The sequence below is a fragment of the Pseudomonas sp. RIT623 genome (assembly GCF_004519305.1).
GTDB lineage: Bacteria > Pseudomonadota > Gammaproteobacteria > Pseudomonadales > Pseudomonadaceae > Aquipseudomonas.
On the sequence record NZ_SOZA01000005.1, the window covers coordinates 17527 to 32353 of the forward strand.

Sequence of the window (14827 nt, forward strand, 5' to 3'; positions counted from 1 at the left end):
CGGGACTGGGACGCCACAGCCGCGTGTTGCCCACGTGGCCCGTTTCGACAACACGGACAAAGGATATGCCATGCGCTTCACCACGCTGAGCTCTACCCTGATCGCCCTCGGCCTGCTGGGCCAGGCATCGACCAGCCTGGCCAACAACCTGGTGTTCTGCTCCGAGGGCAGCCCGGCGGGCTTCGACACCGCCCAGTACACCGCGGCCACCGACAACGACGCCGCCGAACCCATCTATAACCGCCTGGTCGAGTTCGAGCAGGGCGGTACTGCCGTGCAAGCGGGCCTGGCCACCGACTGGCAGGTGTCCGCCGACGGCCTGACATACACCTTCCACCTACGCCCCGGAGTGAAGTTCCACAGCAACAAGGACTTCAAGCCCAGCCGCGACTTCAACGCCGACGACGTGCTGTTCACCTTCAATCGCATGCTCGACAAGCAACAGCCGTTCCGCCAGGCCTATCCCACCGAGTTCCCCTACTTCGTCAGCATGGGCCTGGACAAGAACATCGCCAAGGTCGAGAAGACCGACCCACTGACCGTGGTCTTCACCCTCAACAGCGTCGATGCCGCGTTCATCCAGAACATCGCCATGGCCTTCGCCTCGATCCTCTCCGCCGAATACGCCGAACACCTGCTGGCCAGTGGCAAGCCCAGCGACATCAACCAGAAGCCTATCGGCACCGGGCCGTTCGTGTTCCAGCGCTACCAGAAGGACTCGCAGATCCGCTTCAAGGGCAACAAGGACTACTGGGCGCCGGAGCGAGTGAAGATCGACAACCTGATCTTCTCCATCAACGTCGACCCATCGGTACGCATCCAGAAACTGCGCAAGAACGAATGCCAGGTCACCTTGCACCCCCGCCCTGCCGACCTGCCGGCGCTCAAGCAGGATGACAAGCTGCAGGTCATGACCCAACCGGGCTTCAACCTCGGCTACATCGCCTACAACACCCAGCACCCGCCGTTCGACCGCCTCGAAGTGCGCCAGGCCATGGACATGGCGGTGAACAAGCAGGCGATCATCCAGGCTGTGTACCAGGACGCAGGGCAGCCGGCGGTCAACGCCATGCCGCCGACCCAATGGTCCTACGACAAGTCACTCAAGGACGCCCCCTTCGACCCGGAAAAGGCCAAGCAACTGCTCAAGCAGGCCGGAGTCAAGGACGGCACCGAGATCACCCTCTGGGCCATGCCGGTCCAGCGCCCCTACAACCCCAACGCCAAGTTGATGGCCGAAATGCTCCAGGCCGACTGGAGCAAGCTCGGCTTCAAGGTACGCATCGTCAGCTACGAATGGGGCGAGTACCTCAAGCGCATGAAGAACGGCGAACATGACATCGCCCTGATCGGCTGGACCGGCGACAACGGTGACCCGGACAACTGGCTCGGCACCCTGTTCAGCTGCGATGCCATCGGCAGCAACAACTACTCCTTGTGGTGCGATAAGCAATACGACGCGCTGGTGAAAAAAGCCAAGCAAGTCACCGACCGCGAACAACGCACCAGCCTTTACCAGCAAGCCCAACAACGCCTCAAGCAACAGGTACCGATCACCCCAGTGGCGCACTCGACAGTCAACCAGCCACTGAGCATCAGCGTGAAAGACTTCAAGGTCAGCCCCTTCGGACGCAACGTTTTCTCCGGCGTCAGTATCGATTGACCCTGCAACGTCAGGCCGGGGGTGCAACCCACTCCCGCGACCGCGTGCAGCCCGAATTTGCCTGGCAACCCCCAGGCAGACACCCGCAGTACCGCGTCACCGTGACAAGCCCGGCCCACGAAGCCGGGTGATAACTAAAAAAAAGAAAGGGAGCTTTCATGTCGAGACGTACCGCAACCACCGCATTGGCCTTGTCCGTGGGCGCCTTCTGCGCCCTCGCCCAGGCCGAACCCGCCAGCCAGGACTATATGCCGATCACGCTCAAGTCCAGCAGTGAACAGGCCGAGGCCAAAGGCTTCATCGACGGCCAGAGCCTGTCCGGCAGCACCCGCAACTGGTATGCCCGCGAACGCGCCACCCGCGCGCCGCTGTGGAATTACACCAAGAGCGACGGCACGCGCCGTCCCACCCACAGCCGTGACAACTGGGTGCAGGGCACCATCCTCAACTACAGCTCGGGCTTCACCGAAGGCACCGTGGGCTTTGCCGTCGAGGCCGCGGCCTACAACGCCATCGCCCTGGAGCGCGGGCGCGCCGCAGTGGCCGGGCCGAACAACCGGACACTGACCCATAGCGACGGTGACCCGATCGGCCAGTGGAGCAAGATGGGCCTGGGCAACGTCAAGGCGCGGATGTCCAACACCACCCTGACCCTGGGCCGCCAGTCGGTGGACACGCCGATGATCGCCTACATTGGCAACCGTGCGTTGCCGTCGAGCTTCCAGGGCGCGTTCCTGCACAGCGCCGAGTTCGACAACCTGTCGTTCGACCTGGGCACCTTCGACCGCGTCTCGCCGCGTACCGAGCAGAGCCTGAGCAAGTTCCGCAGCGAATATGGCGCCGAGGGGGTCGAGACCGACCGCGCCAGCACCGCCGGCATCAACTACCAGCCGTTCAAGAGCCTGACCACCAGCCTCTACGCGACCAAGGTCGATGACTTCTGGAACCAGTACTACTTCGGCGCCAACCATGTGCTGGGCGACAGCGCGGTGCTGAGCCTGACCACCGGCCTGAACTACTACAAGACAGTCGACGCCGGCAGCAAGAAAATGGGCGAGATCGACAACGACACCTACAGCCTGTCGTTCGGCCTGACCCACCAGGCCCATACCCTCACCGCCTCCTGGCAGCAGGTCAACGGCAACGAGTACTTCGACTACCTGCACGAGACCAACGGCATCTACCTGGCCAACTCCCTGCTGTCGGACTTCAACGGCCCGAACGAGAAGTCGCTGCAGATCAGCTATGTGTTGAACATGGCCCCATACGGCGTGCCGGGTCTCAAGTTCAACCTGTACAACGCCCGCGGCTGGGGCATCGACGGTACCCACTACAAGGGCACCGCCTATGAGGTGCGTGGCATGGACGGCGAAACTCACTACGAGTGGGGTATCGGCACCAGCTATGCGGTGCAGAGCGGCATGCTCAAGGACACCACCATCCGCGCCACCTACACCGCGCACCGCGCCAGCAAGGCCCAGGCCGACGGCAGCCTGGACGAGCTGCGGATCGTGACCACCATTCCATTCAACATCCTCTGACCGTTGCCGCCATGGCCCGACTCCCCACGGGCCGTGGCGGCTACGCTGGAACGAACACTGCAGGGAGGTTCCATGAAATCGCTACCGTTACGCGCTGCCCTGGCGGCGGTCATCCTGGGCGCCGCGTCGAACCTGGCGGCCAAGCCGCTGGTGGTATGCACCGAGGCCAGCCCGGAAGGCTTCGATATCGTCCAGTACACCACCGCCGTCACCGCCGATGCCACGGCCGAGGCCATCTTCAACCGCCTGGTCGACTTCAAGCCCGGCACCACCGAGATCCAGCCGGCGCTGGCCAAGAGCTGGGACATCAGCCCCGATGGCCTGGTCTACACCTTCCACCTGCGCGAAGGAGTCAAGTTCCACACCACCGACTATTTCACCCCCACCCGCGACTTCAACGCCGATGACGTGCTGTGGAGCCTGAACCGACAGCTGCGCAAGGACCACCCCTGGCACGACAAGACCAGTGTCGGCTACCCCTATTTCGAGAGCATGGCCTTCAAGGACTTGCTCAAGTCGGTTGAAAAAACCGACGACCATACCGTGGTGATCACCCTGACCCGCCCGGAAGCCCCGTTCCTGCGCGACATGGCCATGGCCTTCACCTCGATCTACTCCGCCGAATACGGCGATCAGTTGCTCAAGGCGGGCAAGACCGGCGACCTCAACAGCAAGCCGGTCGGCACCGGGGCGTTCATCTTCCAGCGCTACAACAAGGACGCCCAGGTTCGCTACAAGCCCAACCCGGACTACTTCCGTGGCAAGCCACCGGCCGATGCGCTGATCTTCGCCATTGCCACCGACAGCAACGTGCGCCTGCAGAAACTGCGCGCCAACGAATGCCAGATCGCCCTGTACCCCAAGCCTGACGACGTGCCGGGCATCAAGACCGATGCCAAGCTCAAGGTGGCCGAGATCGAGGCCCTGGTCACCGGCTATATCTCCATGAACACCCAGCACAAGTACCTGAGCGACGTGCGCGTGCGCAAGGCGATCAACATGGCCTTCGACCGCCAGACCCACGTCGACCAGCTGTTCGGCAAAGGCAACGCGCTGGTCGGGGTCAACCCCTACCCGCCGACCATGATCGGCTACAACACCGACAACAAGAACCCGCCCCACGACCTGGACAAGGCCCGCGCCCTGCTCAAGGAAGCCGGCGTCCCGGAAGGCACGGTGATCACCCTGTTCACCCGCAACGGCGGCGGCCCGACCAACCCCAACCCACGGTTGTCCGCCGAAATGCTGCAAGCCGACCTGGCCAAGATCGGCATCAAGCTCGATATCCGTGTGCTGGAATGGGCCGAGATGTTGCGCCGCGCCAAGAAAGGCGAGGCCGACCTGGTTTCGGCGGGCTGGGCCGGCGACAACGGCGACCCGGACAACTTCCTCACGCCGATGCTCAGTTGCGACGCGGCGAAAAGCGGCGAGAACTATGCGCGCTGGTGCAACCCTAAGTTCCAGGAACTGATCACCCGCGCCCGCGAGGTCATCGACAACGACGAACGCGCCAAGCTCTATAACGAGGCCTTGGCGGTGTACGATGAAGACCAACCGTGGATCAGCATGGCCCACCCGAAAATGTTCACCGCCATGCGCGAGAACGTCGAAGGCTATGTCATCAATCCACTGACCAACAATAACTTCGCCACCACCAAGGTGAAGTAGAACAACAACAACGACCGCCGGCAGCCTGTACGGGAGCCGGCGGCACTGCCTTTACCGGCTGGATGAGGTACCCACGAACATGTTGAGTTTTATTGCCCGGCGCCTGGGCCTGCTGATCCCGACCTTCTTCGGTATCACCCTGCTGACCTTCGCGCTCATACGCCTGATCCCCGGCGACCCGGTGGAAGTGATGATGGGCGAGCGCAGGGTCGACCCCGAGATGCACGCCCAGGCCATGGAGCGCCTGGGCCTGAACAAGCCCCTGCCGGTCCAGTACCTGGACTACGTCGGCAAGCTTGCCCAGGGTGACCTCGGCGAGTCCCTGCGCACCCGCGAAAGCGTCTGGAACGAATTCCTCACCCTGTTCCCCGCCACGCTGGAGCTGGCCATGGCCGCCCTGCTGTTCGCCGGGGTGATCGGCCTGCTGGCCGGGGTGATCGCCGCGCTCAAGCGCGGTTCGCTGTTCGACCACGGGGTGATGGGTATCTCCCTGGCGGGCTACTCGATGCCGATTTTCTGGTGGGGCCTGATCCTGATCATGTTCTTCTCCGTGAGCCTGGGCTGGACCCCGGTTTCCGGGCGTATCGACCTGCTCTACGACATCGAGCCGAAGACCGGCTTCATGCTCATCGACACCCTGCTCAGCGACGAGGAAGGCGCCTTCAAGGACGCGGTCATGCACTTGATCCTGCCGGCCATCGTGCTGGGCACCATCCCGCTGGCGGTGATCGCCCGCATGACCCGCTCGTCGATGCTCGAGGTGCTGCGCGAGGACTACATCCGCACCGCTCGCGCCAAAGGCCTGTCGCCGTCGCGCGTGGTATTCATCCATGGCCTGCGCAACGCGCTGATCCCGGTGCTCACCGTGTTCGGCCTGCAGGTCGGCACGCTGCTGGCTGGCGCCGTGCTCACCGAGACCATCTTCTCCTGGCCGGGCATCGGCAAATGGCTCATCGAAGCCATCGGCGCCCGTGACTACCCCGTGGTGCAAAACGGCATCCTGTTGATCGCCTGCCTGGTGATCCTGGTCAACTTCGTCGTGGACATTCTCTACGGCCTGGCCAACCCACGCATCCGTCACCAGCGCTGAGGATTCCATCATGACCAGCCCCATTCCGAAATCCGTCACACCGACCAGCGCGGTTGACCAAAGCTTGCTCTACCCCTCGCCGTACAAAGAGTTCTGGCAGGCCTTCTCGCGCAACAAAGGCGCGGTGGCCGGCCTGGCCTTCATGTGCCTGATCGTGTTCTGCGCGCTGTTCGCCCCCTGGGTGGCACCGCACAACCCCAGCGAGCAGTACCGCGACTTCCTGCTGACCCCGCCGGTGTGGCTCGAAGGCGGCACCTGGCAATTCATCCTCGGCACCGACGAGCTGGGCCGCGACCTGCTGTCACGCCTGATCCAGGGCTCGCGCCTGTCGCTGCTGATCGGCCTGTCGTCGGTGGTGATGTCGCTGATTCCAGGCATCTTGCTCGGCCTGCTGGCCGGTTTCTTCCCGCAGATTCTCGGCCCGTCGATCATGCGCCTGATGGACGTGATGCTGGCCCTGCCCTCGCTGCTGCTGGCCGTGGCCATCGTCGCCATCCTCGGCCCAGGCCTGATCAACACCGTGATCGCCATCGCCATCGTCTCGCTGCCCTCCTACGTGCGCCTGACCCGCGCCGCGGTGATGGGCGAGCTGAACCGCGACTACGTCACCGCCGCGCGCCTGGCCGGCGCCGGCCTGCCGCGGCTGATGTTCGTCACCGTGCTGCCCAACTGCATGGCGCCGCTGATCGTCCAGGCCACCTTGAGCTTCTCCTCGGCCATCCTCGACGCCGCCGCCCTGGGCTTCCTCGGCCTCGGCGTGCAGCCGCCAACCCCCGAGTGGGGCACCATGCTGGCCTCGGCCCGCGACTACATCGAACGCGCCTGGTGGGTAGTGAGCCTGCCAGGCCTGACCATTTTGCTCAGTGTGCTGGCAATCAACCTGATGGGCGACGGGCTGCGCGACGCGCTGGACCCGAAACTCAAGAATGCCGCCTGAGGAGACCGCCATGTCACTGTTGCAGATCAACAACCTGAACGTGCGCTTCGGCGACGCCAACGCCGTGCCCGTGGTCGACGGCCTGGAGCTTGCGGTGGACGCCGGCGAGATCCTCGCCATCGTCGGCGAATCCGGCTCCGGCAAGTCGGTCACCATGATGGCCCTGATGGGCCTGATCGACGCCCCCGGGCGCATCACCGCCGACGTGCTCAACTTCGACGGCATCGACATGCTCAAGCTCAGCAGCCGGCAACGGCGCAAGGTGGTGGGCAAGGACATCGCCATGGTCTTCCAGGACCCGATGACCGCGCTCAACCCCAGCTATACCGTCGGCTACCAGATCGAGGAAGTGCTGCGCCAGCACCTGGGCCTCAAAGGTAAAGCGGCGCGCCAACGCGCCCTGGAGCTGCTGAAGAAGGTCGAGATCCCCGCCGCCGAAAGCCGCCTGGATGCCTACCCGCACCAGCTGTCCGGCGGCATGAGCCAGCGCGTGGCCATCGCCATGGCCATCGCCGGCGAGCCGAAGCTGCTGATCGCCGACGAACCGACCACCGCGCTGGACGTGACCATCCAGGCGCAGATCATGGAACTGCTGGTCAACCTGCAGAAGGAGCGCAACATGGCGCTCATCCTGATCACCCACGACCTGGCCGTGGTCGCCGAAACCGCCAAGCGCGTGTGCGTGATGTACGCGGGCCAAGCGGTCGAGGTCGGCCAGGTGCCGGAGCTGTTCGACATCCCCGCCCACCCCTACAGCGAAGCGCTGCTGGCGGCGATCCCCGAGCACAGTATCGGCGCCGAGCGCCTGGCCACCCTGCCCGGCATCGTCCCCGGCCGCTATGACCGGCCGCAAGGTTGCCTGCTGTCGCCGCGCTGCCCCTACGTGCAGGAAAACTGCCGCCGGCAGCGCCCGGCCCTCGATCCCCAGGCCCATAGCCTGGTGCGTTGCTTCTATCCGCTTAACCAGGAGGTGGCGTGATGGCCGTCGTACTGTCCGCCCGCGAATTGACCCGCCACTACGAAGTCTCCCGCGGCCTGTTCAAGGGCCACGCGCTGGTGCGCGCGCTCAATGGCGTGTCGTTCGAGCTGGAGGCCGGCAAGACCCTGGCCGTGGTTGGCGAGTCCGGTTGTGGCAAGTCCACCCTGGCCCGCGCCCTGACCCTGATCGAAGACCCCTCCTCCGGTTCGCTGCAGATCGCTGGCCATGAGGTCAAAGGCGCCAGCAAGGAGCAGCGCAAGCAATTGCGTCGCGACGTGCAGATGGTGTTCCAGAGCCCCTATGCCTCGCTCAATCCACGGCAGAAGATCGGCGACCAACTGGCCGAGCCGCTGCTGATCAACACCTCGCTGAGCAAGGCCGAGCGCCGCGAAAAAGTGCAGAAGATGATGGAGCAGGTGGGCCTGCGCCCCGAGCACTACCAGCGCTATCCGCACATGTTCTCTGGCGGGCAGCGCCAGCGGATCGCCCTGGCCCGGGCGATGATGCTGCAACCCAAGGTGCTGGTGGCGGACGAACCGACCTCGGCGCTGGACGTGTCGATCCAGGCCCAGGTGCTGAACCTGTTCATGGACCTGCAGAAGGAATTCAACACCGCCTACGTGTTCATCTCGCACAACCTGGCGGTGGTGCGCCATGTGGCGGACCAGGTGCTGGTGATGTACCTGGGCCGGCCGGCGGAGATGGGGCCGAAGGAGGATATCTACGAGAAGCCGCTGCATCCGTATACGCAAGCATTGCTCTCGGCGACCCCGGCGATCCACCCGGACCCACTCAAGCCGAAGATCCGCATTGCCGGTGAGCTGCCCAACCCGCTGAATCCGCCGGATGGTTGCGCGTTCCACAAGCGCTGCCCGTATGCCACCGAGCGCTGCGCCAAGGAAGTGCCGGCGCTGAGGCAGGTCAGTACACGGCAGGTGGCCTGCCATTACGCCGAGCAGTTCCTGTAGATCGTTGGGGGCGCTTTGCGCCCCTTTCCGGCCGGTCCGGCCGGAAAGGGCCGCAAATCGGCCCCGGGGATCTCAGTGCATGAAGAACCAGATCAGGATGATCACCGGAATCGGCACCCCAATCATCCACAGCAGTATCGAGCGCATGATGCTTCTCCTCGTTCGTGGTCTACCAAAGTCCGTGCAGCGCCCATGCCAGTTGTGTCAAAAAATGACATCCATATGAAACAAGGCCTTAGCCATTAAGCCACGTTGATCCACCGTGCAAAATGCAGGATCACCGCCCACCCCCGAGGCGTTCTGCAATGCCTGGTCTTGTCACCCTGAACCACGCCAAGGCACTATCGCCCCCATGACCTCCACCACCCTCCCCGACAGCCCTGAGCAAACCCCGCTCACCGCCGCCACGGTCATGCGCTACCACCTGTGCTGGAAGCATCGCGACCTCGACGGGGTCATGGCGCTGTACCACCCGCACATCCAGTACCACGACTTCTTCCAGAACCGCGTGCTCGGCTTCGACGAGCTGCGCGACTACGTGCGCGCCTGCCTGCCCCATGAGGCCGGCGAGGACATCGTCCACAGCGATCGTATCCGCATCGATGGCTGTACCGCGTTCATCCAGTACCAGGTCACGGTGCAGGGCGGCGACGGGCTGGTGGCGTTCCAGTCCAGCGAAGCGATCACGGTCAGGGACAACCTGATCTGGCGGGTCAACGAATACGCCACCCTGGTTCGCCAGAACGACATCGGCCGGATCAGCGACGGCCCACGCCCGGCCACCAGCCGCCTCGGCTTGTCACCACGGCAGTTGTCGAGCATGGCCCAGGACCTGGAGCATTACTTCCAGCGCCAGCGTCCCTACCTCGACCCGGAACTGGACCTGCAGCAGGTGGCCAACGCCAGCGGCTACAGCCGCAACCAGATTTCCTACCTGCTCAACCAGGTGCTCGGGCAAAGCTTCTACCGCTATGTCAACCAGGCGCGCCTGCAACACCTGATGGCGAGCCTCGACGACGTCAGCGTCGAGACGCCGATCGACGACCTGGCGTTCAACGCCGGCTTCAACTCGCTCTCGGCGTTCTACAAGTGCTTCCGCGAGCACACCGGCCTTACCCCCAAGGCCTATCTCAAACAAATTTCCCTGCGTGCACGCACGTAAGACAGGCGCGGACCGACACCACTAGCATCGCCCACAGACCTAGACGGATGTGGAGCAAAACCCAATGCAACCCCCGCGCACGATCAGCCTGTGGATGGACCAGCTCAACGAGCCGCTGTGCGCGCGCCCGTCCCTGCGCCAGGACCTGGACGCCGATGTGTGCATCATCGGCGCCGGCTACACCGGCCTGTGGACCGCCTATTACCTCAAGCGCCAGGCGCCCCAGCTGAACATCGCGGTGATCGAGGCCAACATTGCCGGTTTCGGCGCCTCCGGGCGCAACGGCGGCTGGCTGATGGGCAACCTGCTCGGCGAGGACCGCCTGCTCGCCACCCTCTCGCCACAGCAACGGCGTGAAAGCATCGACCTGCTGCACGCCATCCCCGACGAAGTCCATGAGGTGCTGCTGCGTGAAGGCATCGCCTGCGATTACCGCAAGGGCGGCGTGCTGTATTGCGCCGCGCGCTACCCGGAACAGGAGCGCAGCCTACGCGCCTGGCTCGATGACCTCTATCGACTGGGCATGACCGAGGACGACTATCGCTGGCTGCGTCCCGAACAGCTAGAGACCCAGCTGAAGATCAGCACGCCCTATGGCGCCATCTTCAATCCGCATGTCGCCACGGTCCAGCCGGCCAAACTGGTACGCGGCCTGGCGCGAACGGTCGAGGCCATGGGCGTGCCGATCTACGAAAACACCCCGGCCATCGACTGGCAGGCCGGCGAAGTGCGCACCCCACTGGCACGCATCCGCAGCCACTGGGTGGTGCCCGCCGTCGAAGGCTATGCCGCCAGCCTGCCGCCACTTGGGCGGCACCAGTTACCGGTGCAGAGCCTGCTGGTGGCCACCGAACCCCTGCCGGAATCGACCTGGGAACAGATCGGCCTGAGCCAGGGCCAGGCCTTCAGCGAAAGCAGCCGCCAGGTCACCTACGGCCAGCGCAGCGCCGACAATCGCCTGGTGTTCGGCGCACGCGGTGGCTATCGCTTTGGCGGTCGCTTGCGCGAGGACTTCACCCTCACCGGCAACGAAGTCGAACTGCGCCGCTACCTGTTCGGCGAGCTGTTCCCGCAGCTCAAGCACGTGCGCATCACCCACTCGTGGGGTGGCAACCTGGGCATGGCCCGGCGCTTTCGCCCGCACATGCTGTGCGATCGCCAGCGCGGCATCGCCCTGTCCGGCGGCTACGGCGGGGAAGGTGTCGGCGCCAGCAACCTGGGGGGACGCACCTTGGCGGCGTTGATTCTCGACCAGCACAACGTCCTGACCGCCCAGCCCTGGGTACACGACAACCGCCCGCTGTCGAGCCTGGCCAGCTGGCCGCCCGAACCCTGCCGCTGGGTGGGTTACAACGCGATCATCCAGAGTTTCGTCCACGAGGACCGGACCCTCGCCAACCCGGCCAGCGCCCGCTGGCGGCGGCGCCTGGCCAGCGGCTTGGCCGATTTCATGGAAAGCTTCATGCACTGACTTCCCTTCATCACCACACAGGATCCACCGGCCATGAGCATCACCCAGTTCAAGCGCACCGACAGCGCCATCCTGGACAGTTCCACCCCGGTCGCCGTGCCGCTCGGCGCACCGGTCGCGGTCACCTCGGTCACCTGCGTCGAACGCGGTGACGGCGTCGAAACCGGCATCTGGGAGTGCACCCCCGGGCGCTGGCGGCGACAGATCGTGCAACAGGAATTCTGCCATTTCATCAAGGGCCGCTGCACTTTCACCCCCGATGGCGGCGAGCCGCTGACCATAGAAGCCGGAGATGCCCTGATGCTACCGGCCAACAGCCTCGGCACCTGGGACATCCAGGAGACGGTGCGCAAGACCTACGTCCTGATTTTCTGATCCGCTGATCGCCTGCCTTCGATAACAACAGACAAAGCAAGGTAACCCCGACATGCGCACCTACCTTCTCGCCCCCTTGATGCTGGCCGCAAGCGTTGCCAGCGCCGCCGACTCGGTGAAGATCTACAACTGGTCGAGCTATATCGCCCCCAACACCCTCAAACAGTTCCAGCAAGCCACGGGCATCGTGCCCACCTACGATGTGTTCGACAGCAACGAAACCCTCGACGGCAAGCTGATGACTGGCAACTCTGGCTATGACGTGGTGTTTCCGTCCAACCACTTCATGGCCCGGCAGATCCAGGGCAAGGCCCTGAAGAAACTCGACAAGTCGCAGTTGCCGAACTGGAAGCACCTCAACCCGGTGCTGCTCAAGGCGCTGGAGGTCAACGACCCGGGCAACCAGTATGGTTTCCCCTACCTGTGGGGCAGCACCGGCATTGGCTACAACATCGACAAGGTCAAGGCGGTGCTCGGCGACCATGCGCCCATCGACTCATGGGACCTGTTCTTCAAGCCCGAGTACCTGTCCAAGCTCAAGGGCTGTGGCGTGGCGGTGCTCGACAATGGCCCCGAACTGCTACCGATCGCCCTGCACTACCTGGGCCTGCCGCACCACAGCCAGGCCCCGGCGGACTACGACAAGGCCAAAGAGTTGCTGATGAAGGTGCGCCCGTACATCAGCTACTTCCACTCCTCGAAGTACACCGGCGACCTGGCCAATGGCGATGTGTGCCTGGTGGTGGGCTTCTCGGGCGATGTGCTGCAGGCGAAGAACCGTGCCGAAGAGGCGAACAATGGCGTGAAGGTGGGTTATTCGATCCCCAGGGAAGGCGCGCCGATGTGGTTCGACATGGTCGCCATGCCAGCCGATGCGCCCAACGAGAAGGCCGGCTATGCCTACATGAACTATCTGCTGCAGCCCGAGGTGATGGCGCAGATCAGCAACTTCGTGCAGTACGCCAACGGCAACCAGCAGGCCGATGCGCTGGTGGACCCGGCGCTGAAGGGCAACACGATGATCTATCCGAGCGCGGATGTGATGGACAAGCTATATGCGCTGGAGGCGATGCCGGCGAAGATCGACCGCATTCGCACACGCATCTGGACCAGTATCAAGGCCGGGAATTGATTGCAGGCATTACGCGGCCCCTGTAGGAGCGGCCTTGTGCCGCGAAAGGGCCGCGTAGCGGCCCCAGGGTTCAGTGTTAGAGAAAGATTCTGGGGCCGCTTTGCGGCCCTTTCGCGACACGAGGCCGCTCCGACAGGGTCGAGTGCAGGCCTGCTGGATCAGTGATGCTCGCGGGTCGCGCGGAACTTGATGTCCGGCCAGCGCTCTTCCATCAGCGACAGGTTGACCCGGGTCGGGGCCAGGTAGGTCAGGTGACCGCCACCGTCGATGGCCAGGTTCTCCATGGCCTTGTTCTGGAATTCCTCGAGCTTCTTCTTGTCGTCGCAGGCGATCCAGCGCGCCGACCAGACGGTGATCGGCTCATAGGCGCACTCGACCTTGTACTCTTCCTTCAGGCGGCTGGCGACCACATCGAACTGCAGCACGCCGACCGCGCCGAGGATGATGTCGTTGCTGCGCTCGGGGAAGAACACCTGGGTGGCGCCCTCTTCGGCCAGCTGCTGCAGGCCCTGGCGCAGCTGCTTGGATTTCAGCGGGTCCTTCAGGCGCACGCGGCGGAACAGCTCCGGGGCGAAGTGCGGGATACCGGTGAAGCCCAGCGCCTCGCCTTCGGTGAAGGTGTCGCCAATCTGGATGGTGCCGTGGTTGTGCAAGCCGATGATGTCACCGGCAAAGGCCTCTTCCAGTTGCTCACGCTCGGAGGAGAAGAACGTCAGCGCATCACCGATGCGCAGGTCCTTGTTCAGGCGCACATGGCGCATCTTCATGCCCTTCTCGTACTTGCCCGAGCAGATACGCATGAAGGCGATGCGGTCGCGGTGTTTCGGGTCCATGTTCGCCTGGATCTTGAACACGAAGCCGGTGAATTTCTCTTCCACCGGTTCCACGGTGCGCTCGTGGGCGACCCGGCCCAGCGGGCGCGGTGCCCAGTCGACGACCGCGTCGAGCACATGGTCGACACCGAAGTTGCCCAGCGCGGTACCGAAGAACACCGGGGTCAGCTGGCCGTTGATGAACTCGTCCTGGTTGAACTCATGGCAGGCGCCCTGTACCAGTTCCAGCTGCTCGACGAAGCTGTCGTACTGGTCGCCCAGATGCGCGCGGGCCTCGTCGGAATCCAGCTTCTGGATGATCTTGGCTTCGGTACGCTCGTGGCCGTGGCCCGGGGTGTAGACGATGATGTAGTCGCCAGTGAGGTGGTACACGCCCTTGAAGTCGCGGTAGCAGCCGATCGGCCAGGTGATCGGCGCGGCCTTGATCTTCAACACCGCCTCGATTTCGTCGAGCAGTTCGATCGGGTCGCGGATGTCACGGTCGAGTTTGTTGATGAAGCTGACGATAGGTGTGTCGCGCAGGCGGCACACGTCCATCAGGGCGATGGTCCGCGGCTCTACGCCCTTACCGCCGTCGAGCACCATCAGCGCCGAGTCCACCGCGGTCAGGGTGCGGTAGGTGTCTTCCGAGAAGTCCTCGTGGCCGGGGGTGTCGAGCAGGTTGATCATGTGCTCGCGGTAGGGGAACTGCATCACCGAGGTGGTGATGGAGATGCCGCGCTGTTTCTCCATTTCCATCCAGTCGGAGGTGGCGTGGCGGTCGGACTTGCGCGACTTCACGGTACCGGCGACGGCAATGGCCTTGCCCATCAGCAGGAGCTTCTCGGTGATGGTGGTCTTACCGGCGTCGGGGTGGGAAATGATGGCGAAAGTGCGGCGCTTCGCGACTTCGGCGGCCTGGTTGGTCATGGGAAATCGCCTGACTGGGGATTCAAAAAGGGGCGATATCATACCTGAAGTCGGGGCGCGGGCCAAAACCGAAGATACGAAAGGCGGCCCGAACATGGC

Annotated in this window: 12 protein-coding genes; 11 read left to right on the forward strand and 1 reads right to left on the reverse strand. The window is 64.0% G+C overall.

The genetic code is table 11. From position 1 onward, the window contains the following. Positions 1-70 precede the first annotated feature (70 nt). The 11 genes from E3U47_RS05285 (at position 71) to E3U47_RS05335 (ending at position 12986) form a co-directional block, all read left to right on the forward strand. Positions 71-1663, forward strand: a complete 1593-nt coding sequence (locus E3U47_RS05285) for an ABC transporter substrate-binding protein (RefSeq protein WP_134689953.1) — start codon at positions 71-73, stop codon at positions 1661-1663. Positions 1664-1821: 158 nt separating this feature from the next. Then, entirely contained in the window at positions 1822-3204 is a 1383-nt protein-coding gene (locus E3U47_RS05290; protein WP_134689954.1) for an OprD family porin, read from the forward strand. Between the two features lie 72 nt (positions 3205-3276). Continuing rightward, the gene (locus E3U47_RS05295; RefSeq protein WP_134689955.1) at positions 3277-4872 is read left to right on the forward strand and encodes an ABC transporter substrate-binding protein; all 1596 of its coding nucleotides are present in this window, start codon (positions 3277-3279) and stop codon (positions 4870-4872) included. A 79-nt stretch (positions 4873-4951) separates the two neighbouring features. Then, positions 4952-5962: an ABC transporter permease subunit gene (locus E3U47_RS05300; RefSeq protein WP_134689956.1), complete on the forward strand. Its 1011-nt coding sequence runs from the start codon at positions 4952-4954 to the stop codon at positions 5960-5962. A 10-nt stretch (positions 5963-5972) separates the two neighbouring features. Then, complete coding sequence (locus E3U47_RS05305; protein ID WP_134689957.1) at positions 5973-6899, forward strand: ABC transporter permease subunit; 927 nt, start codon at positions 5973-5975, stop codon at positions 6897-6899. A 10-nt stretch (positions 6900-6909) separates the two neighbouring features. After that, positions 6910-7878, forward strand: a complete 969-nt coding sequence (locus E3U47_RS05310; RefSeq protein ID WP_134689958.1) for an ABC transporter ATP-binding protein — start codon at positions 6910-6912, stop codon at positions 7876-7878. Then, the gene (locus tag E3U47_RS05315; protein WP_134689959.1) at positions 7878-8846 is read left to right on the forward strand and encodes a peptide ABC transporter ATP-binding protein; all 969 of its coding nucleotides are present in this window, start codon (positions 7878-7880) and stop codon (positions 8844-8846) included. The genes E3U47_RS05310 and E3U47_RS05315 overlap by 1 nt, the downstream gene beginning before the upstream one ends. A 352-nt stretch (positions 8847-9198) precedes the next feature. Next, positions 9199-10008: a nuclear transport factor 2 family protein gene (locus tag E3U47_RS05320; RefSeq protein WP_134689960.1), complete on the forward strand. Its 810-nt coding sequence runs from the start codon at positions 9199-9201 to the stop codon at positions 10006-10008. A 64-nt stretch (positions 10009-10072) separates the two neighbouring features. Continuing rightward, complete coding sequence (locus tag E3U47_RS05325) at positions 10073-11479, forward strand: FAD-binding oxidoreductase (protein ID WP_134689961.1); 1407 nt, start codon at positions 10073-10075, stop codon at positions 11477-11479. Positions 11480-11512: 33 nt separating this feature from the next. Continuing rightward, on the forward strand, positions 11513-11854 hold the full coding sequence (locus tag E3U47_RS05330; RefSeq protein WP_134689962.1) for a cupin domain-containing protein: 342 nt from the start codon (positions 11513-11515) through the stop codon (positions 11852-11854). 52 nt (positions 11855-11906) lie between these two features. After that, a complete protein-coding gene (locus E3U47_RS05335; protein ID WP_134689963.1) occupies positions 11907-12986 on the forward strand; it encodes a polyamine ABC transporter substrate-binding protein in 1080 nt (359 codons plus the stop codon). A 158-nt stretch (positions 12987-13144) separates the two neighbouring features. On the opposite strand, the gene E3U47_RS05340 is transcribed toward E3U47_RS05335, so the two are convergent. Next, a complete protein-coding gene (locus tag E3U47_RS05340) occupies positions 13145-14728 on the reverse strand; it encodes a peptide chain release factor 3 (RefSeq protein ID WP_134689964.1) in 1584 nt (527 codons plus the stop codon). Positions 14729-14827: the final 99 nt, after the last annotated feature.

What these genes read in the sequence shown, in the direction of transcription:
- E3U47_RS05285 (WP_134689953.1), top strand. Translation starts at nt 71, where the DNA reads ATGCGCTTCACCACGCTGAGCTCTACCCTGATCGCCCTCGGCCTGCTG.
- E3U47_RS05290 (WP_134689954.1), top strand. Translation starts at nt 1,822, where the DNA reads ATGTCGAGACGTACCGCAACCACCGCATTGGCCTTGTCCGTGGGCGCC.
- E3U47_RS05295 (WP_134689955.1), top strand. Translation starts at nt 3,277, where the DNA reads ATGAAATCGCTACCGTTACGCGCTGCCCTGGCGGCGGTCATCCTGGGC.
- E3U47_RS05300 (WP_134689956.1), top strand. Translation starts at nt 4,952, where the DNA reads ATGTTGAGTTTTATTGCCCGGCGCCTGGGCCTGCTGATCCCGACCTTC.
- E3U47_RS05305 (WP_134689957.1), top strand. Translation starts at nt 5,973, where the DNA reads ATGACCAGCCCCATTCCGAAATCCGTCACACCGACCAGCGCGGTTGAC.
- E3U47_RS05310 (WP_134689958.1), top strand. Translation starts at nt 6,910, where the DNA reads ATGTCACTGTTGCAGATCAACAACCTGAACGTGCGCTTCGGCGACGCC.
- E3U47_RS05315 (WP_134689959.1), top strand. Translation starts at nt 7,878, where the DNA reads ATGGCCGTCGTACTGTCCGCCCGCGAATTGACCCGCCACTACGAAGTC.
- E3U47_RS05320 (WP_134689960.1), top strand. Translation starts at nt 9,199, where the DNA reads ATGACCTCCACCACCCTCCCCGACAGCCCTGAGCAAACCCCGCTCACC.
- E3U47_RS05325 (WP_134689961.1), top strand. Translation starts at nt 10,073, where the DNA reads ATGCAACCCCCGCGCACGATCAGCCTGTGGATGGACCAGCTCAACGAG.
- E3U47_RS05330 (WP_134689962.1), top strand. Translation starts at nt 11,513, where the DNA reads ATGAGCATCACCCAGTTCAAGCGCACCGACAGCGCCATCCTGGACAGT.
- E3U47_RS05335 (WP_134689963.1), top strand. Translation starts at nt 11,907, where the DNA reads ATGCGCACCTACCTTCTCGCCCCCTTGATGCTGGCCGCAAGCGTTGCC.
- E3U47_RS05340 (WP_134689964.1), bottom strand. Translation starts at nt 14,728, where the DNA reads ATGACCAACCAGGCCGCCGAAGTCGCGAAGCGCCGCACTTTCGCCATC.